The organism is Bosea sp. 124 (assembly GCF_003046175.1).
GTDB lineage: Bacteria > Pseudomonadota > Alphaproteobacteria > Rhizobiales > Beijerinckiaceae > Allobosea.
In genome coordinates this window covers 1,575,905-1,602,271 of the sequence record NZ_PZZM01000001.1, presented here as the reverse complement: position 1 = coordinate 1,602,271, position 26,367 = coordinate 1,575,905, and the positions used below count along the sequence as shown (strand labels likewise).

Sequence of the window (26,367 nt, the reverse complement as noted above, 5' to 3'; positions counted from 1 at the left end):
GATGCTCGAGCTCCGGGAAACTCCTCGCATGACCATGATCTTCCCCCTCGCCCCTTCGACGGGCTTCGCCCCCCTTCCGCCCCGCCCGGTTGAGGCGGAGGAGGCCGGGCGCGGTGCCAAGCCGCTGTTCATCATCGACGCGGATCTCCACGTCCATTTCAGCAACCAGGGCGCTGCTGCCCTGGCACACGAAGGCCTCGGCGCGGGAGGCCGCTTCGTTTGCGCCGACAAACTCTTCGCGGCGCGGCTCCAGACCTGGCTCAAGCGCCGCTGCGCGGGCTCCGCGCCGGAAGAGCTGCGCCTGCCGGTGTCGATGCGCTGCGGCCGCCAGGTCGCGGTCGACGCGGTTCATCTCGGCGGGGCCGGCATGGATCTCTTCGTGCTGACGATCGACGATCCCGAGCGCATGATCGACCGCAATGTCGATGAGGTCGCGGAGGCCTGCGGTCTGACGCCGACGGAAGCCCGCATGCTCGGCCTGATCGTGAAGGGGCTCGATACGGTCGTCGCGGCCAAGAAGCTCGGCATCGCCCGCACCACGGCGCGCACGCATCTGCAGCGCCTCTTCGCCAAGACGGGCACCGCCCGCCAGAGCGAGCTGGTCCGCTTCGTCGCGACCTTCGTCGAGGAGATGGTCTGAGACGGCGTCGCGCGATCAGCTCCGCCTGCGCGCATCGACCCAGCCATCGACCAGATTGAGGCCGAGCAGGAATTCCGAACTGAACAGGCTGCGCGTCAGCGGTTCGATGGCGATCGGCGAGGTGAGGAAGGCGTGCTCCTCCGCCCGGGCCTGTACGGCTTGCGCATGCGAGACAGCCCGGAACGCCAGCTGTGTCCCGGGCCGCGCCTGGGCGAGGCGCCCGAGATCGGCACCGATGACCGTCGCGATCTTGGGATAGCCGCCGGTCGACTGCCGGTCGGCCATCAGCACGATCGGTTGGCCTTCGCCGGGCACCTGGATCGCGCCCATCGCGACGCCGTCGGAGGGGATGTTGAAGCCCAGCTTGTGGCTGAGGCGCTCGCCTTCGAGGAAACAGGCCATGCGGTCGCCGCGCGCCGAGACCGTCCAGGGTCCCGCCAGGAACGCGGTGATCTGGTCCGCGGCGAAATAATCGTCCTGCGGGCCGAGCAGGACGCGGATCGTCCCGGCGGGCCGCTCGAGCGGCGGCGCGACGATGACGCCGGCCGGAGTGTCGCCTGTCGTTGCCATGCCGACCGGCAGCCGGTCGCCCGCCTGCAGCATGCGTCCTTCGAGCCCGCCCATGCCGGTGCGCGCATGCGTCGCGCCGGACCCCAGCACCTGCGGCAGCGCGAGGCCGCCCGCCACGGCGAGATAGCACCAGACACCGGCAGGCCCCGCCCGCAGCTTCAGGCGCGCCCCCGGTTCCAGCCGTGCGACGACCGCCGGTGGCAGCGCCTGGCCGTCCAGCACGATCTGAAAATCGCCGCCTGCGACGGCGATGGTCACGGGCGCGCCTTCGACGGTGAGTTCCAGCCCCCCGAGCGAAACTTCGATCGCGGCGGCGTCGGCGCGATTGCCGAGCGCGCGATTGGCGATGGCATGGGCGAACGGGTCCATCGGGCCGGCGCCGGTGACGCCGTAGCGCAGGAAGCCGTGCCGGCCGCCATCCTGAACGGTGACGCCAGGGCCGGCCGAGAGCAGACGCAAAGCCGCCGTCATGGCGCCTGCCTGCGGGCCACGATCTCGCCGGCCTCCGCACGCGCATCGAGCATCGCAAAGGTCGTTGCGTCGATCGGCTCGAAGCGCAGGCTGTCGCCGGGCTCGAACAGGAAGGCGTTCGCCCGCTCGGGTGCATAGAGCCGCTCCGGCGTGCGACCGACGACATACCAGCCCGTGGGCATGGAAAAGCTCGCGATCGCGCTCAAGCCGCCGCCGACCAGCACGGCCTTGCTCTCATGCGGCGGGCGTGGCCGGGTCCGGCGCGAGATCGCGATCGCCTCGGGCAGACCGCCGAGATAGGTGAAGCCGGGTGAGAAGCCGTACATGTAGACCCGGTAGCTCGCGGCGGCATGGATGGCTGCGGCCTCGGAGGCGGCGAGACCCATCAGCCCGGCCAACTCGGCGAGGTCCTCGCCATGAGGCGCCTCGTAGCAGCACGGCAGCATCCACAGCGCCGCCGTCCGGCCGGGCGTCGCGGGTTCTGCCAGGCGTTCCTCGACCAGCGCGACCAGCCTCGCCCTGTCGAGCCGGAGCGGGTCGTAATGGATCATCAGCGAGCGATAGGTCGGCACCAGTTCGCGCAAGCCCTCCGGCGGCGCCGCAGCCAGTGCGGCATCGAGCGCCAGCACGCGGTCGCTGATCGCGGGATCGACGCTCCGGCCGAACTCGACGACCAGCGCCGCCTCGCCGGCATCGAGGAAAAGCGGGCGAGCGCCCTGATCGCGGCTCATTCGAAGGCGGCGAGCGTCACGCCGGCGCTCTCCAGCGCCGTCCGCACCAGCCGGGCTGTGGCCACGGCGTGGCTCGAATCGCCATGCACGCAGATCGAGCGGATCGGCGTCGGCAGGCGCCGTCCCGACAACGTGATGATGGCGCCTTCGGAGACCATGGCGACGACGCGGTCCGCCGCCTCCTGCGGGTCGGTGATCATCGCGCCTGGCAGGTTGCGCGCGACGAGCAGGCCTTCCTCCGTATAGCCGCGATCGGCGAAGATCTCCTGATAAACCCGCAGCCCCGCCGCCTCGCCGGCCGCGACCTGCGCGGTCAGCGCCGTCGCCAGCAGCGACAGGCCTGGATCGACCGCCTTGACGGCGCGCGCGATCGCATCCGCGACGGGGCGTTCCTCGCAGGCGATGTTGCCGAGTGCGCCATGTGGTTTGACGTAGGAGATGCGGTGGCCGGCATAGGCCGCCAGCGCCATCGCCGCGCCGAGCTGATAGGCGACGAGGCGCTCGATCTCGCCGGTCGAGAACGGAATCCGCCTGCGGCCGAAGCCCCAGAGATCGGGGAAGCCCGGATGGGCACCGACCGCGACGCTACGCTCGCGCGCGACCGAGAAGGCATGGGCCATGATCTCCGGATCGCCGGCATGCAGGCCGCAGGCGACATTCGCCGAGGTGACGATCGAGAGCATCGCCTCGTCGTCGCCGCAGCGATAGGCGCCGAAACCCTCGGCGAGATCGGCATTGAGATCGATCGTCGTCATGCAGCCTTCCCCTGGAGCCAGCCCCGAATCCGGCGCCGCTTCGCACCGGCAGACCTTAGGACGATCACCGGATGTCGAGAAAGGCTTTGCGTGAGCGGATGCGGCCTGCCGAGCCAAGGCGCGTCGTTTGAGGCCGGCGGTGCGTCGGCGCGAGGTGGTTGACGTTGCCCCCTGAGCGCCGTTGGTTTGAATTGGCCTCCGTCGGAAGGAGACGGAGATTAAGAAGAGCTTGATCCGAAGACCTACCGCTATGCATCGCGGCGATCCAACGAGGTGGAGATCCGGGAGCGGCTGAAGCAAGCCATCTCAACCTCCAAGGGCTGAGACCAATGAATCAGAACTCTGCGACGCAGGGAAACCCGACTATGGGTATGTCTCCGAGTATTCCCGCAGGCCACCGCCCCGGCGGAAACGTGACGGCATTCAGCGCTCACGCAATCCGCGCACGGCATTGGCTGCCCGCCTGAGAGCGGTCGCGGCGGCCCCTGCCGCGATGATCCAAAGAGCGACAACAAGGGTCTCGCCCTGGCCGCGCCAGAGCGGCTCCAGCAGGGACAGCAGCGCTGCGGCGGTGATCGTCGCCATGCGGTGCTGCTTGGCCATCGGGCCGGAGAAGTCGGCCGGCAGCCCGCAGGCGCGGCCAAGCTCGCGCGTGTAGGCGGTGAGCACGGCAAAGGCGGCTGCGGCCCAGCCCAAGGCCGGCGCGTTGGCTCCATAGCCGGCGCCGACGAGAATGAGGATGTCAGCGATGCGGTCGGGGAACTCGTTCCAGAATGGCCCGTCGGGCGCTTGCTTGCCACCCTCGATCGCCACCATGCCGTCGAACAGGTTGCAGAGCAGCCTGAACTGGCAGAACAGCGCCGCGGCCAGGAGCAGGGCGGCGCGCGATCCGGAATGAGCGCTCCCGGCGAGCCAGAAGGCGGCGCCGGCAATGGCCGCCATCGCCATGCTCGCCATTGATATCTGGTTCGGCGTGATGTCGGCCGCGCTCAGACGGCGCGCGATGGCGCGGGCCCAGCCGGAATCGCGGCTCGCCAGCGGGCGTCGATTGTCGTCCTGCGCCACGTTTCAGGCCTTTCTGCTCCGCCAGAGCGAAAGATTGTAGAGCGCCGCATAGCTGGTCGCGACGGTCCACGGGACGGCGATCGTCCTGAAGATCTCGGGCGTGCCGCCGATGGTGTGGATGGCCGTGAGCAACCCGGCAGAGACGAGCCCGGCGATGAGCGGCGGCACCAGCAGGGCCGTCAAGCCGGAGAAGCGTCTGGCCAGCGCCTCGATGCCGCGTTTCAGGAGCAGGGTGATGGTCGCGGAGAGCGCGCCCTGGATCAACCCGGCCTGGAGCGGTGCCGGCATCGGATGGGTGCGGTTGGCGAAAGCCGCCCAGCTCCCCATGGCGAGGAAGGCGAAGGCGACATGCACGACGCTGCTTGCCATCAGGCGCTCAAGCCGGAGGCTCATGTGGCTGACCAGCCGTAGCGGACCAGGTGGAAGAAGATCGGGGCGGAGAAGACCACGGAATCGAGCCGATCGATGAAGCCGCCATGGCCCGCGATGAGGTGTCCCCAATCCTTGACGCCGCGGTCGCGTTTGATCGCCGACATCACGAGCCCGCCGAAGAAACCCATCAGGACGATGACCAGCGACAGGAAGGCGGCCTGGAGCGGCGTGAACGGCGTCATCCAGGACAATGCGGCGCCGATGGCCGTGGCACTGAGCGCGCCGCCGACGAAACCCTCGACCGTCTTGGAGGGCGAGAGCCGGGGCGCGATCTTGGTGCGGCCCAGAAACTTGCCCCAGACATATTGCAGGACATCGCTGATCTGCACGACGATGACGAGGAAGGCGATCAGGAGCACGTTGCGCCCCTGAAAGCCGGGAATGTCCAGGGTGAGCAGCGCCGGCACATGCGAGGTGCAGAAGACGCAGATCATCAAAGCCCACTGCACCTCGGCGATGCGCACGAGATAGCGGTCGGTGTCGCCGCGCAGCGCTGCGATGATCGGCAGCAGCAGGAAGCCGTAGACCGGGATGAAGATCGAGTAGAGACCGTACCAGTCGATCCAGATCAGGTAATACTGCAGCGGCAGGACGACGAAGAAGCCGGCGGCCAGCGCCCAATGGTCGGCGCGCCGCGTGTCGGTCAGCGTGATGAATTCGCGCAAGGCCGCGAAGGAGCAGAAGGCGAAGAGCAGCGTCACGCCGGTCTTGCCGCCGAGCAGCGCCAGCCCCATCAGCACGACCATGACCCACCAGGCGCGGATGCGGTCGTTCAGGTTCTCGACCACGGCATTCGAGCCGTCGGGCGACAATCTGCGCTGCAGCCCGTAGCCGATCGCCGAAGCCAGGATCAGAACGACGAGCAGGCCGGCCAGCACGGCCACCAGATCGGGATGGGGCATCGTCATGACGAACTCGCCTTCGGCGACAGCCCGAGCAGCGCTGCTTCCGCCCGGGCCAGGAAGTCCCGCTTCGCTTCCGCGTCGGAGATCCGCACCGCGGCGCCGAAGGTGACGGTGCAGATCAGCGGGATCGGCACGAACTCGCCCTTCGGCATGACGCGATTGAGATTGTCGATCCAGACCGGCACGAGCGCGATGTCCGGGCGCGCCCGCGCGAGATGGAACAGTCCGCTCTTGAACGGCAGCAGCGGTGCCTCGGTCGTGTTGCGCGTACCTTCGGGGAAGACGATGAGCGACGAGCCGGCATCCAGCGCGTCCGTCATCTGGCCGATCGGATCGTTTGCCCGGCTGGCGCGTTCGCGATCGATCAGGACGGCGTTGAAGACATCGCAGCCGATGAAGCGCCGGAGGCGGCTTTTCAGCCAGTAGTCACTCCCTGCGACCGGCCGGGTCGCAAATCGCGTGCGACGCGGCAGCACCGTCCAGATCAGGACGAAATCGCCGTGGCTGGCGTGATTGGCGTAGTAGATCCGCTGCTCGTCGACCGGCGCAACCCCGTCCCAGCGTCCGCGGACGGCGGTCAGGAAGCGGGCGAACAACACGATGAGCGTGCCAGCTAAGCTTATCCCCGCCCCACGCATCGCTATTCCCAACCACGCCCTCTTGATGACGTAGCGTTCAATTCAGATGTTGTCGATGCGGACTCTGGCGCGGCGCCCGCAACCGGACATTCTCGTTCGCGTGCTGCGAACTCGCGAAGCGTGACGAAAAACAAAGACAGGTTGCGGTGCCTGGATCGGCGCCGTCCTGCCGACAGATCTTCGATCATAACGCCGTCGAGCAGGCGATCGCCCGGTCAGGAAAGCGCCACCAGCGGCTCGCCGGTGACGGCTCCGCTCCGTCCGGACCGAACCGCCCGCCAGACCGCCTGAGGCGTCGCCGGCATGTCCAGATGATTGATGCCATACGGCGCCAGAGCATCGACGACTGCGTTCATGACCGAAGGCAGAGAGCCGGCACAACCCGCTTCGCCGCAACCTTTGGCACCCACACGATTGTTCAGGGTCGGCACGCCCTGGCTCACGAATGAGAAGAAGGGGACATCCGCCGCCCGAGGCAAGGCGTAGTCCATATAGGACCCCGTCATGGGCTGGCCGCTGTCGTCATACACCGTCCTCTCGAACAGCGCCTGGCCGATGCCTTGAACGACGCCGCCATGGAGCTGCCCTTCGACGATCATCGGGTTCACGACGGTTCCGAAGTCGTTGACCATGACATAGCGCACGACCTCGACATGTCCCGTCTCCGGATCGATCTCGACCTCGGCGACGTGACAGCCATTGGGATAGGCCGAGGGGGCTGCCTTGAAGACATGGTCGACGTCGAGCGACTGGGGCAGGTCCGGCGCGACCGCGGCGCCGCCATGCAGCCTTGCCGCCATCTGCATGATCTCGATCGAGCGGTCGGTTCCGATGACGGTGAACCGGCCGGCAGCAAACCCGATGTCGGCGACATCGGCCTCGAGGAAGTGACCGGCGAGCAGCTTGCCCTTCTCGATGACCAGTTCGCTCGCCTCGATGATCGCCGAGCCGCTCGCCATCAGCGATTTCGAGCCGCCCGTGCCTCCGCCGGCGATCAGGCGATCGCTGTCGCCCTGTACGAGCTTGATTCGTTCGAAGGGAACGCCGAGCTGGCTGGTGAGGAGCTGGGCGAACGGCGTCCAATGTCCCTGCCCGTAGTCGAGCGTGCCGGTGACGATGTTCACGCTCCCGTCCGGCTCGAAATGGATCCCGCCCATTTCATTTGTCGGAGGCGCTGTCACCTCGAGATAGCAGCCGATACCGCGCCCGCGCAGCAAGCCCGCCTTCCGGCTCGTCTTCAGTCGTCCAGCATATCCCATCCAGTCCGACGCCGCGAGGGCTCGTTCAAACAGAGCCGGGAAATCACCACTGTCGTAGACCGTCCCCATCGGTGTCGCCCAAGGCAACTTCGCGGGCGGGATCAGGTTGCGCCGCCTCAGGCTCGCGCTGTCGATGCCCATGTTGCGGGCCGCCGTATCGATCAGTCGCTCCATGAAATAATTGCCTTCCGGGCGACCCGCGCCGCGATAGGCGCCGATCGGCGGCGTATTCGTCACCGCGCACCGCGTCTGGATCTCGACGAGCGGCGTCCGGTACATGCCGACCGAATTCTTCCCCACATTCATCGTCGGCATCACCGCCCCGACGGGAGTGACGTAGGCGCCCATATTCGCGATGCCCTTGAATCGCGTGGCGAGGAAACGACCGCGAGCGTCCAGGGCCAGCTCGGCCTCGAAGACCATGTCGCGCCCATGGTGGTCCGAGACGAAGCTCTCGGATCGTTGATCGGTCCATTTGACCGGGCGCTTCAACATGCGAGCCGCATGGAGGAGAACGATGTACTCGGGAAACACGGAGGCCTTCATGCCGAACGAGCCGCCGACATGGCCGGTGACCAGTCGCATCGCAGCAGGCTTCACGCCCATGGCCGCCGCCAGATTGTTGCGCATGCCGAAGGCGCCTTGGCTCGGCGCGTGCAGCGTGTAGCGCTTCGACTTGCCATCGAAGCTCGCAATCGCCGTGCGCGGCTCGATCGGGTTGACGATGACGCGGTTGTTGACGATCCGAAGTCTCGCGATATGCGCGGCTTCGGCGAAAGCCCCGGCGACCTTCTCGCTGTCGCCGAACTGGAAATCGACGATCAGATTGCCGGCGACGTCGTCATAGATTTGCGGGGCGTCGGCCCCGAGCGCCTGCTCGGCATCGGTGACGGCAGGCAGGACATCGATATCGAGCCTGACCGCCTCCGCGGCGTTGCGCGCCTGATCGGCGGTGCGGGCGACCACCATCGCGACAGGGTCGCCGACGAAGCGGACCTTGTCGGCTGCCAGCGCTGCCCGCTGGGGCTTTCTCATCGATGCGCCATTGCGGCCCGGCACATCGATGGGTGTCAGGATCGCGCTGTATCCCTGGCCGTCCAGATCCGCCGCTGTGTAGATCGCGACGACCCCCTTCATCGCCCGGGCCTCGGCCGCATCGACGGCACGCAGATGTCCATGCGCATGGGGGCTGCGGACGAAGGCCGCGAAGAGCTGCCGCTCGACGCTCAGATCGTCTGTGTAGTGCCCCTGCCCCTGCACGAGGATCGCGTCCTCTTGGCGCGGCACGGGTTGACCGATCCCAACCGAGGCCATGGTATCGCTGTCACGGGAAACGCGAGAGTTCATCGAGCACCGGCCGCCGCGAAACAGGAGAGGGAAATCATGATCTCCTTGATAGGGCGGCTGATCGATCCGCTGAAAGAGCGCCGACTGCAGGCCCGCCCAGCGCCCAGCGGTTGCGAAACCCGCTGACGGAGCCAGCATAGCGGCCTGCGCATGGCGGTTCGTCGCCGCGCAGACCGGTCGAACGAATGGAACAGGTGTCCTGATGGGTCTTCGCTTCATCTTCATGCTCACCCGCAACGACCGGACGGTCGGCGATGCGATGGAGCAACTTCGGACCGCTCTGGCTCTGGGAGTTCGGCATATCGGCTTCAAGGACATTGGCCTGCCGCTGGACAAGCTGAAAGCGCTCGACGCGGCGATCAAGGCGGGCGGTGCAACCTCCTATCTGGAGGTCGTCTCTCTCGATCGCGACAGCGAGATCGCATCTGCGAAAGCTGCGGTCGAGATCGGCATCGACATTCTGCTCGGCGGGACGAGGGTCGATGACGTGCTGCCGATCATTGCCGGCACGATGATCCAGTACTGCCCCTTCCCGGGCACGATCTCCGGTCATCCGAGCGTTCTGGAGGGCAGCATCGACGAGATCGTCGCCAGCGCGGAGACATTGGCCGCACGCGACGGCGTGCACGGCCTGGACCTGCTGGCCTATCGCTCGCACGAGAACGTCCCGGCGCTGATCGAGGCGGTCTGCTCCGCTGTCTCGAAGCCCGTCTATGTGGCCGGATCGATCGACACGCCGGGCCGCATCGCAGCCTTGAAGGACGCGGGGGCGGCTGGTTTCACCATTGGTACGGCTGCGCTCGATGGAAATTATCCGGCCGATGGCAGGGATGTGCCAAGCCAGCTCAAGACGATCATCCGTGACGTCGCGCTGCTGAACAGGCACATCTCGCCGTTCCGCAAGGAGAACCTGGAGAGCGCCTTCGGGCGGTTCTCCGACACCTGGCCGCCTCGGCTCGCCGCATCCGTCAACAATCTGCAGATCAAGCTCGCGAAATTCGAGGGCGAGGCCGGCTGGCATTTCAACCTCGGCGAGGACGAGGTCTTCTTCGTTCACAAGGGTCGGCTGCTGATGAAGTTCCGTGACCGCGACGAGGTCATCGGCGAAGGGGAGTTCATCGTCGTGCCGCATGGCGTCGAGCGTTGCCCGACAGCGCTCGATCAGGTCTGCGAGGTCGTCCTGCTGGAAATCGGCGCCACTAGCGGCAGCCTCCAGATCGGAGATGGACAACGACGGTGAAGATTTCTCGTGGATTCGGCTTCCGCCATCTCCGATCGTGTTGGATCGATCGCCGAGATGCTGCTGGCGGACGAGCCCTGGCGTCGGACCATGCTGGAACGGGGTTCCAGGCCGAGCGCCAGTGGCCATGAGGCGCGAGGCCTCTCAGGCGCTCGCCTTCTGCCCCCAACCATAGAGTGGCGCCATGTTGATCTTGATCCAGGTCTCGATGAATAGCCCCGAGTTTTGTAGACGCCCTCGGCTCAGTTTTTCTGCTGCCTTTCGAACTCGACGGGCGACAGCATCCCGTTTCGGACGTGCTTGCGCTTTGAGTTGTAGAACATCTCGATGTATTCGAACACATCCTGGCGCGCTTCATCGCGGATTCTGTAGGTTCTTCGGCGTATCCGCTCGCGTTTGAGCAGATTGAAGAAGCTCTCTGCCACCGCATTGTCGCGGCAGTTTCCACGCCGGCTCATCGAGTGCTCAAGATTGTGGTGCCGCAGGAACGCGGCCCACTCCATGCTGGTGAACTGCGAGCCCTGGTCGGAATGAATCAAGACCTTCGCCTGTGGCTTCCGTCGCCAAACTGCCATGAGCAACGCCTGCAGCACGACGTCTGTCGTCTGGCGGCTCTGCAGCGACCAGCCGATGACGCGCCGTGAAAACAGGTCGATCACGACGGCCAGATAGGCAAAGCCCTCCATGGTCCGGATATAGGTGATGTCGGTCACCCACGCCTTGTCCTGCGCCGCGACATCGAACTGCCGGGCCAGCGTATTATCGACCACGACAGACGGTTTGCCGCTGTAGCTGCCGGGCCGGCGCTTGTAGCCGATCTGGGCCTTGATGCCGGCAAAGCCTTGAAAGGCGAGCGATCCGGTTCGGGCAACTGGTCTCGCCCTGATCCAGAAGATCATCATGCAGCTTGCGATAGCCGTAGACCTTGCCGCTGTCTGTCCACGCCTTCCGCAGGAGTTCGGTCTGACGCGCATCCTCTCGCGCCCGTGGGCTCAACGGAGCCTTGAGCCAGGCATAGAAGCCGCTGGCTTGGATGCGCAGGCAGCGACACATCGCCCGGATCGAAAACAACGGACGATGCTCGGCGACGAACGCGTATCTCACTTTGCATCCCTGGCGAAATACGCGGTGGCTTTTTTTAGGATGTCGCGCTCCTCGGTGACGCGCGCCAGCTCCTTCTTCAGCCGCCGGATCTCTCCAGCCTGATCCGCATCGCTCGAGCCCGCAGGCTTCGCGAACTTCTTCTTCCACGCATAAAGCGAGTGAGGGCTCACCCCAAGCCGCTGCGAAACCTCCGCGACCGGGTAACCCCGCTCGGTGATCTGCGCCACCGCATCGCGCTTGAAATCCTCACTGAAACTGCCAGTCGCCATCGTCGCCTCCTTGCCTCAAAATTAGGGAAGAAGGCGTCCACGAAGCTAGGGGCTATTCAAACGTCCGCTCCGCGGTATCACTAAAACCTTCCCGCTAATATGGCAGCCAGAGCACGGAGCCGCCATCGAGGTTCAACATGGCGGCGGCGCCGGGCTCGAGAAGATCGCGGCTCGAGTGGAACGGTACGTCCACGGCCACTTCGGTTGTGCCGACCCTGGCGAAATAGCGAATGCTCGAACCGAGAAATTCGCGGCCTACGATGTCGCAGGCCAGTGCAAACATGCCTTGCTCCGGCGCGCCGACGGGAGATAGCCGGGCATGCTGCGGGCGGAAGACCAGCTTGGCGCGTTCCGGAATGGTGTCGGTATCCGCGATGGGGATCTTCATCCCGCCGTCGATCTCAAAATGGCGATCTCCACCGCTGCCCCCGATCTGCCCGCTCAGGATGTTGGCTGCGCCGAGAAAGTTCGCGACGAACAGATTGGCCGGCCGCTCATAGAGCTCGATCGGCGTGCCGACCTGCTGAATGACGCCGTCGTTCATCACGGCGATACGGTCGCAGATCGTGTTGGCCTCCTCCTGGTCGTGCGTCACGAAGATCGTGGTCAGGCCGAGGCGCTGCTGCAGATCACGCAGCTCGCGGCGGACCTGCACGCGCATCTTGGCATCGAGATTTGACAGCGGCTCGTCGAGCAGCAGCACCTTGGGTTCGACTGCGACGGTGCGGGCAACCGCGACGCGCTGCTGCTGGCCGCCGGAGAGTTGCGACGGGCGCCGCTCGGCGAGATGGCCGAGGCCGACGAGATCGAGCGCGAGCGCAACCCGCCGGTTGACCTCGGCGCGCGCAACACCACGCTCCTCGAGACCGAAGGCGACATTGCGCGCGACGGTCATGTGCGGCCAGAGCGCATAGGATTGGAAGACCATGCCGACATCGCGCTTCCAGGGCGGCAGCGCCGAGATGTCCTTGCCGCCGATCAGGACCCGGCCGCTATCAGCCTGGTTGAAGCCGGCGATCAGGCGCAGCAGCGTGGTCTTGCCGCAGCCCGACGGGCCGAGGAAGGCGAAGAATTCGCCCGGTCGGATCGCGAGATCGACGGTCTTGAGGACGTGGTTGTCGCCATAGGACAGGTTGACGCCTTCGATGTCGACGGAGACGGCCGGCGTCGCGAGGGAAGCGGTCATGTTCATGTTCAGTCAGTGTCCCATGCCGGTTCAGTGCCCCATGCCCTTGGCCTTCTGGCTGCGTTCGACGATGACATGCGAGAGGAAGGTGCAGAGCGCGACCAGCAGGACGGCGACGACGCCGAGCGCCGCGCCTGGCCCGCGTCCCGCAGCCGACTGCATGAAGACGTAGAGCCCATAGGCGAGCGGGGCGTCGGAGTTCGACTGGACCAGCATCAGCGTCGCGGAGAGTTCGACCGCGGCAGTCGAGAAGCTCGTGACGAAGCCGGCGAGAATGCCGCCCGCCATCAGCGGCACGACGACGCGCCGGACGGTCCGGCTCTTGGTGGCGCCGAGGTTTTCGGCAGCCTCCTCCAGCGAAACCGAGATCTGCTGGAGCGCGGCGTAGCAGGCGCGCAATGCATAGGGCAGACGGCGTATGGCGAGAGCCAGTACGATGGTGAGCCAAAGCGAGGCGAGCGGTGTGCCGTCGGGCAGCGTGACGCCGTAGAACGTCCTGAGATAGCCAATGCCGAGCACGACGCCGGGAATGGCGAGCGCGGCGGAGGCCGCCCAATCGAGCCATTCGCGGCCGATCAGTTTGGTGCGTAGCACGAGATAGGCGATGGCGACGCCGAGTACGATGTCGATGCCGCCGGCCAGCGTGGCGTAGATCAGCGTGTTCTTGATGTAGAGCGAGCTCTCGCCGAAGACGCGGGCATAATGCGCCGTAGTGAAACCGTCGGGGAGGGGCGAGAACGACCAGATCGTGGCGAAGGAGAGCAGCAGCAGGCCCAGATGCGGCGCCAGCACGAGCGCCAGGATCAGGATGACGACGCCATAGCCGAACACGGCCTCCCAGCGCGTCATCTTCCGCCGGGCGAGGCCGCCTCCGCCGCGCTGCGTCGTGGCGTAGTCACGGCCCTTCAGCGCCAGCGCCGAGAGCCACATGGCGGCGACCGAGGCGGCGATCAGCACGACGGAGATGACGTAGCCCATCGGGTCGGCAATGCCGATCGAGGTGATGCGCAGATAGGCCTGCGGCGCCAGCATGTCCTTGACGTTGAGCAGGAGTGGCGTCGCCAGATCATCGAAGACCTTGACGAAGACGAGCGAGGCGCCGGCGAGGTAGCCTGGCAAGGCGAGCGGAAAGACGATGCGCCGGAACAGGCGGAAGCCCGAGGAGCCGAGGTTCTGCGCGGCCTCCTCCATCGCCCGGTCGATGTTGCGCAGCGCCGCCGAGAGATTGATCAGGATGAAGGGGAAATAGTGGACGGACTGGACGAAGATGACGCCGTTCAAACCCTCCATGAAGCCGATCTTGAAGCCGAACCAGTCATCGAGAAGCAGGTTGATCGAGCCATTGCGGCCAAAGAAGAGCTGCATCGCCACGGCGCCGACGAAAGGCGGCATGATCAGCGGCAGGAAGCCGAGCGTCTGGACCAGGGCTGCGCCCCGAAAGACGAAGCGGGTGGTAAGATAGGCCAAGGGCAGCGCGAAGACCGAGGCCCAGACCACCGACATCGCCGAAACGTAGAACGAGTTCCACAGGGAGCGCATGAACAGCTCGGTGCGGACGAAATCATAGAAATTCACGAGTGTGAAGCTGCCGGTGCCCTTTTCGGTGAAGGCGACATAGAGCACCGTCGCCACGGGCAACCCCAGGAACAGCAGCAGGAAGGCCGCAATCGCCAACGCCAGCGCGATCTGGCCGGGCGTGGCGGAGAGGCGGCGGGCGCGTGGCAGGGTGGCAGCGGGAATAGCGGTCATCAATGGCCTTTGCAAAGCGCGTCATGCCCGGGCTCGACCCGGGCATCTCCGGACAATCCGTGCTCCTGTGCGGAGTCTGTTCCGGCAGGGGATTCCCGGGTCGGCGCAGAGCGCCGCCCGAGAATGACGACGGCGGTCGAAGGGCGCTACTTGGCCGCCTTCAGCGCCTCTTCCGCCTTGGCCTTCGCCTTGCCGTAGTTGTCGCGGGCGAGGCTCGCCCATTGCGCCTCGACCTCCGCCTGCCGCGCGCCCTTCTCCTTGCCGCCGGTGAAGGCGGCGCGCAGTTCGGGGCTCGCGGCTTGCGCCTCCGTCACGGGCATGGCGGCAATCAGGCCGCGCGCCTCGTCAGCCAGCGCCTTGGCCTGTGGGTTGGGCTTCTTCGCCAGCGCCGCATCGACCTCGTGCAGCGTCTTGGTCACGCCCTTCAGCGCATCGAGCTGGAAGGAGATCAACTGGTCGAACAGCGTATCGACGACGGCTGTGCGGGCCTCCGACTTGTCGACATCGAAGCCGATCATCTTCTGGAAGCGCGGATCGGTGAAGGGGTTCGGATAGTCAGGCCCGGCCTTGGCATAGACAGCCGGGTTGACGGGCAGGCGGCGGATGCCGGGCTCCAGGAGCACCTCCTGACCGGCGGGCGAAAGCAGGAATTCGACGAAGGCTTCGGCGGCGGCCTTGTTGGGCGGGTTGGAGACGATGCCGACATTGGCCGGCACGACCGTTGTCACCGTCGGATAGACGAACTTCACCGGGAAGCCGGAGGCCTGCGCCGAGAAGGCGAAGAAATCGATCACGATGCCGACGCCGACCTGGCCGGAATTGACCGCCTCTGGAACGCCGAAGGAGCGGTCCGTGATCGCGTTGAAGTTGCCCGCCATCGCCTTGATGGTGGCCCAGCCCTTCTCCCAGCCCTCGCCCTGGAGGATGGTTTCGACCGTCAGATGCGTCGTGCCGGAGCGGGCCGGCGACGCGATCGAGACATGGTCGTAAAAGGCCGGGCCGGCGAGGTCCTGCCAGTCCTTGGGCTCGGGCAGCTTCTTCGCCTTGGCATAGCGCTCATTCCACATGATGCCGTAGCCCGAGGCGGCGAAGCCTGTATAGAAACCCTGCGGATCGTTGATCGGATAGGAGCCGATCTTGTCGGGGATACCTGTGGCTTTGGGCTTGTAGGCGCTGAGTAGCGTCTTGCCCTTCAGTACCTCGAAGGCGTCTGGCGCGGACGCCCAGAACAGGTCGACCTGGTTATTCGCCCGGGTCTCGTCGAGATACTTCACGCCGGCATTGGTGTTGCGGTTCTGGACTTCGAGGGTGACACCCGGCGTGGCCTTTTCGAAAGCCTTCTTGATCGGATCCGTCACATCCTTCGAGAACGAGGTCACCACCGTGACCTTGCCCGTGGGCGCCTGCGCCTGAACCATCGATGTCGTCAGGGCAAAGCCCAACGCCAGAGCGAGCCTGCATATCGTCATGATGTTCTCCCGAGTTGATTGGCCGCCCGACATCGAGGTCGGACGTGCATCGCATGGCGGACTGATCGGCCACGTATGTCACGAATTTGTCATATTCGGCGGTGCGCTGTCACCCCGCACTATCGGTGCATTGCACCATGGTAGCGGGCAGCTGTGCCCGGGCTACCAGCGCAGATGCCCGAGCGCGAACTCCGGATGCATCTGATGGCGGTCGAAAAGGGCGAGGCAGGAATGCGGATCGACCTTGTCCGTGGTCTGCCACGCCAGATCGTGCTGATGGATTCCGCCCGCGATGAAGGCGCTTTGCAGGCCGACGCCCTGGCTCCCGGCGACGTCATGCGCGAGCGAATCTCCGATGCACAGGACCTCCGATGGAGCCAACCCGAGCCTGGAAAGGCATGATTGGTAGATGCGCGGCTCCGGCTTGCCATGATAGCGCACCACGCCGCCCATGCCGGCATAGGCTTTCGCGACGAAACCGGGCGCTTTCTGCAGCGTGCCGTCGCCGCGTGTCCGCTGCACATCCGGGTTGCCGCAGATCATCGGCAGTCCGGCGGCAAGCGACGCCTCCAGCAGGGGCAGCCATCCCGTCAGCGACTGATGCGGCGGTTCCATACTCATCAGCAGCAGGAAATCGGCGTCGCGGGGCCGATCGACCAGATCGAGCCCGAGGCCGTCGCCGAGATCGCGATCGCTCTCCCGCGCCAGCAACAGGCAGCGCCGGCCGAGATCGCGATAAAATGGTTCTTCAGCCGCGGCAATCGCCTCGCGGGCATCGTCGCCGGCGGACACCACGCACTCGTAGAGATCGCGCGGGAAGCCCAGGCTCGCGAGAATGCGTTCGTTCGCCGCGCCACTGCGCCCGGAGTTCGACAGGATGATCACGGGCTTGCCGCACTCCCGCAGCCCGATCAGGCATTCCAGCGCGTCCGGGTACGGTCGCACGCCGTCATGCAGCACGCCCCACTGGTCGACGAGGAAGCCCCGATACCGCTCAGCCACGGCCGAGAGCCCGTCGATGAAGGTTGTGGCGGTGCGGCGATGGCCGGGCGTTGGCAGTGCGGGCATGGATCGGCGGAGATGTCCCTGAGGTCGCGATGCGGCGCGCCGCGCGCTCTGGCGCGTACCACTTAAGTCTTAGAACGGTGGGGTCGCCCCGGGTAGAATATGACAGTTATGTGTCGCATACCATAAGCAAGCCGGCTAAGCGGCACTCAGGGAGAAGCGTTCGATGAGCCTGAAACTGCACTCACTTGCTGCGACGGCGTCGTTGCTGGTCGGCCTGTCTGCCGGCTGGGCCGGTCCCGCGGTCGCACAGGACGCCTGTCCGCATTCGGGGCAGCTGGACACGATGTATTGCGACGGCAACAAGGACCTGGTTGCCGACGCGCCCGCGGATCCGAAGAAGTGGAAGGACCCGTCGGCGCTGGTCTGGGCCTATACCCCGGTCGAGGACCCTGCCGTCTACGCCAATATCTTCAAGCCGCTGACCGACCACCTCGCGACATGCACGGGCAAGCGGATCGTCTATTATCCGGTCCAGTCGAACTCGGCCGAGATCGAGGCGATGCGCTCCGGCCGCCTGCATTTCGCCGGATTCTCGACCGGGCCGACCGGCTTCGCCGTCAATCTCGCCGGTGCGGTGCCATTCGCTGCCAAGGGCTCGGCCGATGGCGTGCGAGGCTACAACCTCGTTGCCGTGGTCAAGGCTTCGAGCCCCTATCAGAAGCTCGCCGATCTCAAGGGCAAGAAGGTCGCCCATACCTCGCCCTCGTCGAACTCGGGCAATCTCGCGCCGCGCGTGCTGTTCCCTGAACACGGCCTGACCGCCGATACCGACTACAAGCCGTTGATGTCGGGCGGGCACGACAAGTCGATCCTTGGCGTCGTCTCAGGCGACTACGACATGGGCGCAGTCGCCGGCGACGTCTATGAGCGCATGATCGTGCGCGGCACCATCAAGAAGGAGGATGTGCGCGAGATCTATCGCAGCGCGATCTTCCCGACCTCGTCCTTTGCCTACGCCCACGACCTCAAGCCCGAGCTCGCCAAGAAGCTGACCGACTGCTTCTTCTCCTTCCGCTTCACGCCCGAGATGACCAAGGAGTTCAACGGAGACGATCGCTTCCTGCCGATCACCTACCAGAAGGACTGGGCGGTGGTGCGCGATGTCGCCGAGAAATCCGGAACGCCCTACAACAAGTCGGCCTATGACACCGAGGCCAAGCGGGAGGCGGACGAACTCGCCAAGAAGAAGGCGGCACCTGCCAAGGCGCCCTGACGACAAGACGCACCGACCATACGAGGTTTATCGATCATGAGCGCCCTGCCTGCGGCGTCCGGCCAGGGCCGGGCGCTCGTCATTCGCAATCTCGTCAAGGAATACCGGCCAGGACAGCCGGTGCTGCGCGACATATCCCTGACCGTCTCGGAGCCAGGCATCGTAGCCATCATCGGTCCGTCCGGCACCGGCAAATCGACGCTGATCCGCTGCATCAACCGTCTGGTCGATCCGACGTCGGGTTCGATCGTGCTCGGCGGCACTGATCTCGCGAAACTCCAGGGCGAGGCGCTACGGCAGGCGCGCCGCCGGCTGGGCATGGTCTTCCAGGAATACAATCTGGTCGAGCGGCTCACCGTGATCGAGAACGTGCTCTGCGGCCGGCTCGGCTATGTCCCGGTCTGGCGCGCCTGGACGCGTCGCTTTCCCGAGGCCGACATCGCGCGCGCCTTCTCCCTGCTCGATTCGGTGGGCCTGACCGAGTTCGCGACCCGTCGCGCCGACCAGCTTTCCGGCGGCCAGCGCCAGCGCGTCGGCATCGCACGCGCCGTGATGCAGGACCCCGACCTCGTACTCGCCGACGAGCCGACCTCCTCGCTCGATCCCAAGACCTCGGTCGAGATCATGGAGCTGCTCGCCAAGGTCGGGCGCGACCGCGACATCCCCGTGCTGGTCAACATCCACAATGTCGCGCTGGCAAGGCGCTACGCGCTGCGCATCATCGGCATGTCGAAGGGGCTCGTGGTGTATGACGGGCCGCCCGGCGGCCTGCAGGACAGCCATCTCGCCGAGATCTATGGCGGCGAAGGCTGGATGGAATGAGCGCTCTTCCCATCGTCGCCGGAAGCCTGCGCGCCCGGGCTTTTCCGCCGAACTGGCCGCTGCGCATCGGCGCGGCGCTGTTCCTGATCTATGTCGGCTATGCCGCGCGGATTCTCGACATCCGCTGGGAACGCTTCGTCCAGGGGCTCGACAACGGCGCCAAATTCCTGGGCCGGATGTTTCCGCCCAATGTCGCGGCCGACAAGATGCAGTTGCTGCTCTCCGGCATGCTGGAATCGCTGCAGATCGCCATCATTGCGACAGGCGCGGGCGTGCTGCTGGCGCTGCCGCTGGGACTGTTTGCCGCGCGCAACCTGATGCCGCTGCCGGTCACGATCGCGGCGCGCGGCGTGATCGCTCTGTGCCGCACCTTTCACCCGGTCATCGTCGCGATCCTGTTCGTGAAAGCGGTCGGTTTCGGTGCGCTCGCCGGCGTGATGGCGCTGGTGGTCGCGACGCTGGGTTTCATCGCCAAGCTGATCGCCGAGGCGATCGAAGAGATGTCGATGAAGCCGATCGAGGCGCTGCGTGCCGCCGGCTCACCCTTTCTCTCGGTCGTCACGATGGGCGTCGTCCCGCAGGTGCTGCCGCGCTTCATCGGCTTTGCCGCCTACCAGCTCGATTCCAACCTCCGGAATTCGGCGCTGGTCGGTCTGGTCGGCGGCGGCGGTATCGGGGCGACGCTGTTCACCGCCTTCCAGCGCTTCGACTACGACTTCGTCCTGACGATCATCATCGCGATCATCGTGACGGTGATGGCAGGCGAGGTGCTCTCCGCCTTCATGCGCCGAATCTATCAGGACGAGGCGCCATCAGGCGTGGTGGTCGAGAAGCCCGCCGGCAGGCTCTGGCGCCGGTTCACGCCGATGGAGCGCGGCTTGCGCCTTGCTTTCTGGGGGCTTGCGGCGCTGGCGCTCGGCTGGTCCCTGCAGACCATCGAGGTCATCCCTGAATTCCTCTACGATGCCCCGCAGCAGACCGCCGACCTGTTTCAGCGGATGTGGCCGATCGACTGGAGCTATTTCGGCAAGACCGTCGGCGAGGCATTGGTCGAAACGCTGCACACCGCGACACTGGGCACGATCCTCGCCATCGGGCTGGCGACGCCGGTGGCGCTGCTCTGCGCCCGCAACGTCTCGCCGTCGCCCTGGGCCAATGCACTCGGTCGCTTCATCCTTGTGGCGACCCGTTCGATCCATACGCTGGTCTGGGCGCTGCTTTTCGTGGCCGTGTTTGGGCCGGGCGCGCTGGCCGGCGTCATGGCGGTTGCCGTGCACTCGATCGGGTTCACCGGCAAGTTCCTGTCCGAGGCGATCGAGGAGGCGAAAGCCGGTCCGATCGAGGCGCTTCGCGCCGCCGGTGCGTCGCGCCGTGCCATCCTGCTGAAAGGCTTCTGGCCGCAGGTCAAGCCGGCCTTCCTCGCCGTCAGCCTGTTCCGCTGGGACATCAACGTTCGTGAAAGCGCCGTGCTCGGTCTAGTCGGCGCGGGCGGGCTCGGTGTCGCGCTTCAGGCCTCGATGGACAATCTCTACTGGGATCAGGTCGGGTTGGTGCTGCTCGTGATCTTCGTGGTCGTCGTCATCACGGAGATCGTTACCACGACCATCAGGTCGCGCGTGATCTAGCAATGGGCTGTTCGGAAACGTGTGCCCGGCCTGACGGCCGGCACACGCCTGTTTACATGCTTACTTCGCGGCGCCGGCGTAGGACTGCCAGCGCTTCAGGAACTCGTCGCGCTTGGCGGCGGCCTCGGTCTCGTCGATGTCGAAGACCTTGACGCTGCCGATTGCCGGCAAGTCGGCATGCTTGGAGACGTCGATGTCCGAGCGGCTCGGGCGGCGGAAGGCATTCTCGAGCAGTGCGATCTGGACCTCCTTGGAGAGCAGCAGGTCATAGGCCGCCTTGGCCGTCGCGCCGGCGGGGGCACCCTTCACCAGCACCTGGAATTCGGGCGTCGAGAAGGTGCCCTCCGCGGGATAGAGCAGAGAAATCTCGCGCTGGCCGCCGGCGACATAGGCATAGGCGTTGGATTCGAACGTCAGCCCGACCGCATATTCCCCCTGCGCGACGCTGCGCAGCACCGTTGAGGCCGCGCTGGAGACGGTCAGGTTGCTGGCCAGGGTCTTCAGAGCGTCGGGGCCCAGCAGCTTGTCGATGCCCCAGAGGATCGTATAGGCGGTCGAGCTGTTGGCCGGGTCGGCGATGATGATCTTGCCCTTGAAGGCGGGGGCGAGCAAATCTTTCCAGGTCTTGGGCGCCTCCGCGCCGCCGAGCTGGTTCTTGTTGATCATCGCCACGACGAGGTGGACGTTGGACGCCGTCCAGAGGTTCTGCGGGTGTCGCAGGGCTGCCGGAATGCTGGCGGCCTCCGGCGAGGCATAGGGCTCGAAAAGCTGGGTGAAGGCGCCGAGCGTGTTGGCGCTGGAACTCCAGAACAGATCGCCCTGCGGCTTGGCGGCCTCTGCTTCGAGACGTCGCAGCAACTGTCCGGAGCCACCGGTGATCGTGCTGATCTTGAGGTTCGGCAGCTTGTCCTTTGCGACGCCGAGGATCGCGTCGACGGACTGGGCGTTGTTGGAGGTGTAGAGCACTACATTGCCCGATGCGCCCTGTGCCAATGCAGGGCCGGTGGCAGGCACTGCGGCAAGGCCCGCAAGTCCGGCAAGCAGCGTGCGACGGTCGATCGTCTTGGTCATGGTCGGTCCTTTCATCGTCTTCCCCTGTTTCTCGTTGCGCCGCGTGAGATGCCGCGCAGCCGGTTGGTGATGCGTGGGCTCAGCTTTTCGACGAGAACAGATCGACCTTGAAGATGCGGGTCGCGACGATGATCGGGATCAGGATCACCGCGACCAGCACCAGCCCATAGGCCGAGGCGGGTGCCATCAGATTCGAGTCGATCAGCTTGTAGATCTGGATCGGCATGGTCTCGCGACCGCCGGAATAGACGATGATCGAGGCCGAAAGCTCGGCCACGGTGGTTGTCCAGGTGAGCACGGCGGCGGCGGCGATCGCCGGCACCATCAGCGGCAGCACGACCTTGAAGAAGGTCGCGACCGGCGGGACGCCGAGGCTGATCGAGGCCTCCTCGATCGAGTTCGGGATGTTGTAGAGCGTCGAGGAGGCGTTGCGAATGCCGAAAGGCAGCCGGCGCACGATATAGGCCAGCACGATGATGCTTGCCGTGCCCGTCAGGGGCAGGAAACCGGTGTTGAAGGACATCAGCAGGCCGATGCCGATGATGGTGCCCGACAGCGCCAGCGGCAGCGCCGTCAGATAGTCGAGCGCGGGCGTCAGAATGTTGCGCTTCTTGACGATCAGGTAGCTGACGATCGCGCTGAAGGTGATGCCGATCACGGTTGCCACCGCCGAGTAGGCCAGGGTGTTCAGCACCGGGTCGGGCGCTATGCGGAAGAGCCGCTCGATATGGACGGTCGTCCATTCGCCCCAACGCATGACCGGGCCGCGCGAGACCGTGAAGGCGCCGATGACGATCGAACCGAGCGGCAGCAGCGAGACGATGACCAGAAGTCCCGCGAGCAGTCCGGTGACGAGGCCGGGAACGCCACGCAACTTCTGCGCGCGCGCGCCGCGCCCTTGCGTGACCTCGTGGCGGCCGCGCGAGACGATCCAGCGCTGGACGAACAGCACGATCATGACGAGCGCGATCGAGACGGAGGCGAGCGTCGACTGCATCACCGGATCGGAGCCGCCTTCGGCGACGGCCGCCTGGTAGGTCAGAACCGAGAGCAGGGGCACGCGGCTGCCGAGGATGGTCGCGGTCGCGAAATTGCCGACGACGAGGGTGAAGACGAGAAGGGCGCTGGCCAGCACCGCGGGCAGAACCACCGGCAGCATGACGTTCAGACGCGAGCGGGAAGGCGAGGTGCCGAGGCTTTGCGCCGCCTCCTCGAGTTGCACGTCGAAACCGCGGATCGCCGCCAGCGTGCCGATGTAGACGTAGGTGTAGTAGGTGAAGGTCATCACCGTGATCAGGCCGGGCCAACCGTAGAAGCTCGGGATGTCGATCCCGCGCGCGCCAAGCCAGCGGGTGATGAAGCCGTTATTGCCGAGCATCATCAGCCAGGTCTGGGCGGCGATCACCTCCGGAATGACGAGGGTGACGAGCGGGAGTACCGCGACGATACCCTTGCCGGGGAATTCGAAACGCGCGGTGAAATAGGCCAGCGGCACACCGATCAGCGTTGTCGTCAGCGTCACGGCGAGGCCGAGCATGATCGTGTTGGTGATGGCGGCCGCGTATTTCGGGTCGCCTGCGAGGACCATCCAGCCGGAGCGGCCGCTGGCGCCGCCGAAGCTGCCGGTCAGCACGTTGAACAGCGGATAGAGCAGGAAGACGGCGAGCATCACCAGCGCCGCCGCCGAGAACCAGAACCAGACCGAGCGGAGTTGTGCGCTCATGACGCCAGGACCAGGGTTTTGGCCGGATCGAAGACCAGCCCGACGCTGGCGCCCGGCTCGAAACGGTCATGCGCGCCGCTCTGCAGGTCGACCGCAAGCACGCGGCCGCTGGCCAGGGTGAGCTTATAGCTTGTCTTGCCGCCGAGATACTGCCGGTGCGCGATGGTCGCGGGGAGCGCGCCTTGCGCCTCCGGTTCCGCGATGGCGATATCTTCCGGCCGCGCGACGAGAATGGCGCGGCCAGGCCCGAGCGCAGCCGGCGTCCGGGCCGCGATCGCGACGCCGTCGAAGCCGATCGGCCCGATCTCGCCGGCCTGCCTTGCGCCGGTTTCGACCTCGACCAGATTGGCGCCGCCGACGAAATCGGCGACATAGCCGGTTGCCGGCTCGCGATAGATCGCCGCCGGCGAACCGACCTGCTCCAGCCGCCCCTTGTTCATCACGCCGATGCGATCCGACATGGCGAGCGCCTCCTCGCGATCATGAGTGACGAAGACGGTCGTGATCTTCGCCTCGCGCTGGAGTTCGACGATGGTTTCGCGAACCTGGACGCGCAGCTTCGCATCGAGATTGGAGAGAGGCTCGTCCATCAGCAGCACCTGCGGCTGGATGACGAGGGCGCGCGCCAGGGCGACGCGCTGGCGCTGGCCACCGGAGAGGGCGGCCGGGTGGCGGGCGCCGAGATGGCCGAGCCCGACCCGCTCCAGCGCCGCGCCGACCTTGCTTCTGACCACGCTGTCGGGCTGCTTGCGGGCGCGCAATCCGTAAGCGACGTTGTCGAAGACCGTCTTGTCGGGAAACAGCGCATAGTCCTGAAAGACCATGCCGATGTCGCGCCGGTGCGGCGGCAGATGCGTCACCTCCGTATTGCCGAAACGCAGATGCCCGCGCTCGGCCGGCACGAAGCCGGCGATGGTGCGCAGCAAGGTCGTCTTGCCGCAGCCGCTCGGCCCCAGAAGCGTGAAGAACGAGCCAGGCTCGATCGTCAGAGCTAGTCCGTCGATCACGCGGGTGCCGCCATAGGCGACGGCCAGATCCTTGATCGTGATACCCATGACACCCCCTCGGTGATGGAGCCCCGGCGTATCGTCGCCGTCTCGGAGCGGAATGCGGTCAGCTTTTCATGACGCTTTCGACCAGGGCCAATGCTTCGCGATGCCGTGCCGGATCGCCTGCGACCAGGATGCGCTGGCCGGTCGCCTGGGTGATCGGCGCGCCCTGCCAGTCGGTGATGACGCCGCCGGCGCCTTCGATGATCGGACGGAAGGGCGCGAAATCCCACAGTTTGAGACGCGTATCGAGCGCCACGTCGATGCGACCCGATGCGATGCGGCCATAGCTCATGCAGGCGCCGCCCCAGATGCGCCAGGCCGTGGCGTCGCGCATGGCGCCGAGCGCCGGCTGCTCCTCGTCGTCGAAGAAATCCGGATTGCTCGCCGACATGATGGCCTCGCCGAGGCCGCCGCAGGACCGCGTGCGGCAGGGTTCGCCATTGTAGAGTGTCTGGCGTCCCTTGATGCCGAGCCAGCGCTCGCCGGTGATGGGATGATCGATGATGCCGAGGATCGGCTCGCCCTCGCGCATCAGCGCGATCAGCGTCCCGTACACCGGCATGCCGGCGATGAAGGCGGCGGTGCCGTCGATAGGGTCAAGCACCCAGACGAGATCCGCATCGATATCGGAAGGGACTTCCTCTTCGCCGATGACGCCATGCGCGGGAAAGCGATCCGCGATCATTCCACGGAGCCGGCGCTCGATGCGTGCGTCGAGCGCGGTGACGAAGCTTTTGTCAGGCTTGACCTCGAGGTCCGGGCGAACGGCTTCTGCCTCTCGGAGAATGGCGCCGCTTTCCGCGGCCATTTGGAGGGCGAAATCCAGCCATTCCGCTTGATCCTCGTCGGTACGCATCCGACCCTCCTCACGAGCTCGATAAAGCCGGCTTAGCACTTGTGTGTATTTGTGGCAATGTGGATTAATGACCGTTTATGCGAGCATGGCAATTGAACCGCTATCGCATGTGGTGCAGTTAAACGGTTCGGGGGAGGGCGCGGCGCATGTGGCGGGGCGAGAGAAAGCAGCGTATCCGTGAGCTGGTCGAAACGTTCGGCAGCGTTTCGGTCGACAGGCTTGTTCACGAATTCGGCGTTTCGAACGAGTCGATCCGCCGGGATCTGCTTGCGATGGAGCAGGGCGGTCTCCTGCGGCGGGTCCATGGCGGGGCGGTCAGCGTGTCTGCCGAGCAGGACGCGTCTTACGGGGCCCGCTCCACCGTCCGCCTGAAGGAGAAGCGTGCGATCGCTCTTGCTGCGATGTCCCTGATCAAGAGCGGCCAGTGCCTGTTTCTGGACGGCGGGACAACCACGGCGGCCTTGGCCGAGGAATTGAAGGCCGTGCCCGATTTGAGGATCCTGACGAACTCCCTGCAGGTCGCGACGACGATGGCATCGACGCAGCAAAGGACAGGGAGCCGAGTGTTTCTGCTCGGCGGGGAGATCGTCCATGAACCCCCGGAGACTGGCGGTGCATCGACCATCAATGACATCTATCGGTTCAAGGCGGACCTGGCCCTGCTCTCACCCTTTGGCGTCGATATCAACGGTGCTGCCACCAATTTCTTTGAACACACCGCGGAGATTGCGCGAGCAATGGTGGTCAATTCGGCCAGCGTCGTGCTCATCGCCGATCATTCGAAGATCGGCGTGACCAGTCGTGTTCGCTTCTGTGAGCTCGATCGGGTTTCGGCTCTCGTGACGGACGACAAGGCGAAAGCCTTGCCAGCGCTGACGGCTCTTTCGAGTGTCATCGGACACGTGATCGTTGCTGACGTCTAGCGGCTCACAATGCTGGCGCTAGTGCGCCCGGTCCATCGTCATGAAAGCTCTAACGTGATCAGAGATGCCGCATAGCCGCCGACCGACAGATGTCCGCTTTCGGGAGGCAGACCAACCTCTGCTATTGGCGCAACTCGACCGCCGATGATCAATCAGACGAGGCCGTTGGGGTGCCAAATCCATG

22 protein-coding genes and 2 pseudogenes are annotated in these 26,367 nt (G+C 65.7%); 6 read left to right on the top strand and 18 right to left on the bottom strand.

Annotation, left to right across the window (positions count from 1 at the left end; translation table 11 throughout):
- Nucleotides 1-28 precede the first annotated feature (28 nt).
- The gene (locus C8D03_RS07470; RefSeq protein ID WP_181300757.1) at nt 29-640 is read left to right on the top strand and encodes a helix-turn-helix transcriptional regulator; all 612 of its coding nucleotides are present in this window, start codon (nt 29-31) and stop codon (nt 638-640) included.
- 15 nt (nt 641-655) lie between these two features.
- Here C8D03_RS07470 and C8D03_RS07465 read toward each other — a convergent pair whose 3' ends face one another.
- From C8D03_RS07465 to C8D03_RS07430, 8 genes are all read right to left on the bottom strand, one after another.
- Nucleotides 656-1,681: a 5-oxoprolinase subunit C family protein gene (locus C8D03_RS07465; protein ID WP_108045699.1), complete on the bottom strand. Its 1,026-nt coding sequence runs from the start codon at nt 1,679-1,681 to the stop codon at nt 656-658.
- A complete protein-coding gene (locus C8D03_RS07460) occupies nt 1,678-2,412 on the bottom strand; it encodes a 5-oxoprolinase subunit B family protein (protein WP_108045698.1) in 735 nt (244 codons plus the stop codon). Before C8D03_RS07460 ends, C8D03_RS07465 begins: the two co-directional genes overlap by 4 nt.
- Complete coding sequence (locus C8D03_RS07455; protein WP_108045697.1) at nt 2,409-3,167, bottom strand: LamB/YcsF family protein; 759 nt, start codon at nt 3,165-3,167, stop codon at nt 2,409-2,411. The genes C8D03_RS07460 and C8D03_RS07455 overlap by 4 nt, the downstream gene beginning before the upstream one ends.
- Before the next feature lie 423 nt (nt 3,168-3,590).
- Complete coding sequence (locus C8D03_RS07450; protein WP_108045696.1) at nt 3,591-4,232, bottom strand: CDP-alcohol phosphatidyltransferase family protein; 642 nt, start codon at nt 4,230-4,232, stop codon at nt 3,591-3,593.
- Nucleotides 4,233-4,235: 3 nt separating this feature from the next.
- On the bottom strand, nt 4,236-4,625 hold the full coding sequence (locus C8D03_RS07445) for a hypothetical protein (RefSeq protein ID WP_108045695.1): 390 nt from the start codon (nt 4,623-4,625) through the stop codon (nt 4,236-4,238).
- Nucleotides 4,622-5,572 (bottom strand): phosphatidate cytidylyltransferase, encoded by a 951-nt coding sequence (locus C8D03_RS07440; protein ID WP_108045694.1) that lies wholly within the window; start codon nt 5,570-5,572, stop codon nt 4,622-4,624. The genes C8D03_RS07445 and C8D03_RS07440 overlap by 4 nt, the downstream gene beginning before the upstream one ends.
- Nucleotides 5,569-6,207, bottom strand: a complete 639-nt coding sequence (locus C8D03_RS07435) for a lysophospholipid acyltransferase family protein (protein ID WP_108045693.1) — start codon at nt 6,205-6,207, stop codon at nt 5,569-5,571. The genes C8D03_RS07440 and C8D03_RS07435 overlap by 4 nt, the downstream gene beginning before the upstream one ends.
- A 215-nt stretch (nt 6,208-6,422) precedes the next feature.
- Nucleotides 6,423-8,813: a xanthine dehydrogenase family protein molybdopterin-binding subunit gene (locus C8D03_RS07430; protein ID WP_108051329.1), complete on the bottom strand. Its 2,391-nt coding sequence runs from the start codon at nt 8,811-8,813 to the stop codon at nt 6,423-6,425.
- Nucleotides 8,814-9,015: 202 nt separating this feature from the next.
- Here C8D03_RS07430 and C8D03_RS27040 point away from each other — a divergent pair, with 202 nt between their 5' ends.
- Nucleotides 9,016-10,053, top strand: a complete 1,038-nt coding sequence (locus C8D03_RS27040; protein ID WP_108045692.1) for a cupin domain-containing protein — start codon at nt 9,016-9,018, stop codon at nt 10,051-10,053.
- Nucleotides 10,054-10,165: 112 nt separating this feature from the next.
- On the opposite strand, the pseudogene C8D03_RS07420 reads toward C8D03_RS27040, so the two are convergent.
- From C8D03_RS07420 to C8D03_RS07395, 6 genes and pseudogenes are all read right to left on the bottom strand, one after another.
- Nucleotides 10,166-10,269: pseudogene (locus C8D03_RS07420) on the bottom strand (IS630 family transposase); the annotation flags it as partial.
- A gap of 26 nt (nt 10,270-10,295) precedes the next feature.
- Nucleotides 10,296-11,426, bottom strand: a pseudogene (locus C8D03_RS07415) (IS3 family transposase).
- 94 nt (nt 11,427-11,520) lie between these two features.
- The gene (locus C8D03_RS07410) at nt 11,521-12,618 is read right to left on the bottom strand and encodes an ABC transporter ATP-binding protein (protein WP_108045691.1); all 1,098 of its coding nucleotides are present in this window, start codon (nt 12,616-12,618) and stop codon (nt 11,521-11,523) included.
- Between the two features lie 24 nt (nt 12,619-12,642).
- On the bottom strand, nt 12,643-14,361 hold the full coding sequence (locus C8D03_RS07405; RefSeq protein ID WP_108045690.1) for an ABC transporter permease: 1,719 nt from the start codon (nt 14,359-14,361) through the stop codon (nt 12,643-12,645).
- 146 nt (nt 14,362-14,507) lie between these two features.
- A complete protein-coding gene (locus C8D03_RS07400) occupies nt 14,508-15,830 on the bottom strand; it encodes an ABC transporter substrate-binding protein (RefSeq protein ID WP_108045689.1) in 1,323 nt (440 codons plus the stop codon).
- 162 nt (nt 15,831-15,992) lie between these two features.
- Entirely contained in the window at nt 15,993-16,898 is a 906-nt protein-coding gene (locus C8D03_RS07395; protein ID WP_108045688.1) for a TIGR01459 family HAD-type hydrolase, read from the bottom strand.
- Between the two features lie 163 nt (nt 16,899-17,061).
- On the opposite strand from C8D03_RS07395, the gene phnD reads away from it, so the two are divergent.
- Genes phnD through phnE form a run of 3 tightly spaced genes read left to right on the top strand, consistent with a single transcriptional unit; the run spans nt 17,062 to nt 20,558 of the window.
- The gene (gene phnD, locus C8D03_RS07390) at nt 17,062-18,111 is read left to right on the top strand and encodes a phosphate/phosphite/phosphonate ABC transporter substrate-binding protein (RefSeq protein WP_108045687.1); all 1,050 of its coding nucleotides are present in this window, start codon (nt 17,062-17,064) and stop codon (nt 18,109-18,111) included.
- Nucleotides 18,112-18,147: 36 nt separating this feature from the next.
- Nucleotides 18,148-18,933, top strand: coding sequence for a phosphonate ABC transporter ATP-binding protein (gene phnC, locus C8D03_RS07385; RefSeq protein WP_108045686.1), 786 nt, complete (start codon nt 18,148-18,150; stop codon nt 18,931-18,933).
- Entirely contained in the window at nt 18,930-20,558 is a 1,629-nt protein-coding gene (gene phnE, locus C8D03_RS27035; protein WP_348981694.1) for a phosphonate ABC transporter, permease protein PhnE, read from the top strand. Before phnC ends, phnE begins: the two co-directional genes overlap by 4 nt.
- A 60-nt stretch (nt 20,559-20,618) precedes the next feature.
- On the opposite strand, the gene C8D03_RS07375 is transcribed toward phnE, so the two are convergent.
- The 4 genes from C8D03_RS07375 to C8D03_RS07360 form a co-directional block, all read right to left on the bottom strand.
- Nucleotides 20,619-21,629 (bottom strand): extracellular solute-binding protein, encoded by a 1,011-nt coding sequence (locus tag C8D03_RS07375; RefSeq protein WP_108051325.1) that lies wholly within the window; start codon nt 21,627-21,629, stop codon nt 20,619-20,621.
- A gap of 79 nt (nt 21,630-21,708) precedes the next feature.
- Nucleotides 21,709-23,352, bottom strand: coding sequence for an ABC transporter permease (locus C8D03_RS07370; RefSeq protein ID WP_108045685.1), 1,644 nt, complete (start codon nt 23,350-23,352; stop codon nt 21,709-21,711).
- Complete coding sequence (locus tag C8D03_RS07365) at nt 23,349-24,407, bottom strand: ABC transporter ATP-binding protein (protein WP_108045684.1); 1,059 nt, start codon at nt 24,405-24,407, stop codon at nt 23,349-23,351. The genes C8D03_RS07370 and C8D03_RS07365 overlap by 4 nt, the downstream gene beginning before the upstream one ends.
- Nucleotides 24,408-24,465: 58 nt before the next feature.
- Entirely contained in the window at nt 24,466-25,260 is a 795-nt protein-coding gene (locus tag C8D03_RS07360; protein ID WP_108045683.1) for an inositol monophosphatase family protein, read from the bottom strand.
- A 146-nt stretch (nt 25,261-25,406) separates the two neighbouring features.
- On the opposite strand from C8D03_RS07360, the gene C8D03_RS07355 reads away from it, so the two are divergent.
- The gene (locus C8D03_RS07355; protein WP_108045682.1) at nt 25,407-26,183 is read left to right on the top strand and encodes a DeoR/GlpR family DNA-binding transcription regulator; all 777 of its coding nucleotides are present in this window, start codon (nt 25,407-25,409) and stop codon (nt 26,181-26,183) included.
- Nucleotides 26,184-26,367 lie beyond the last annotated feature (184 nt).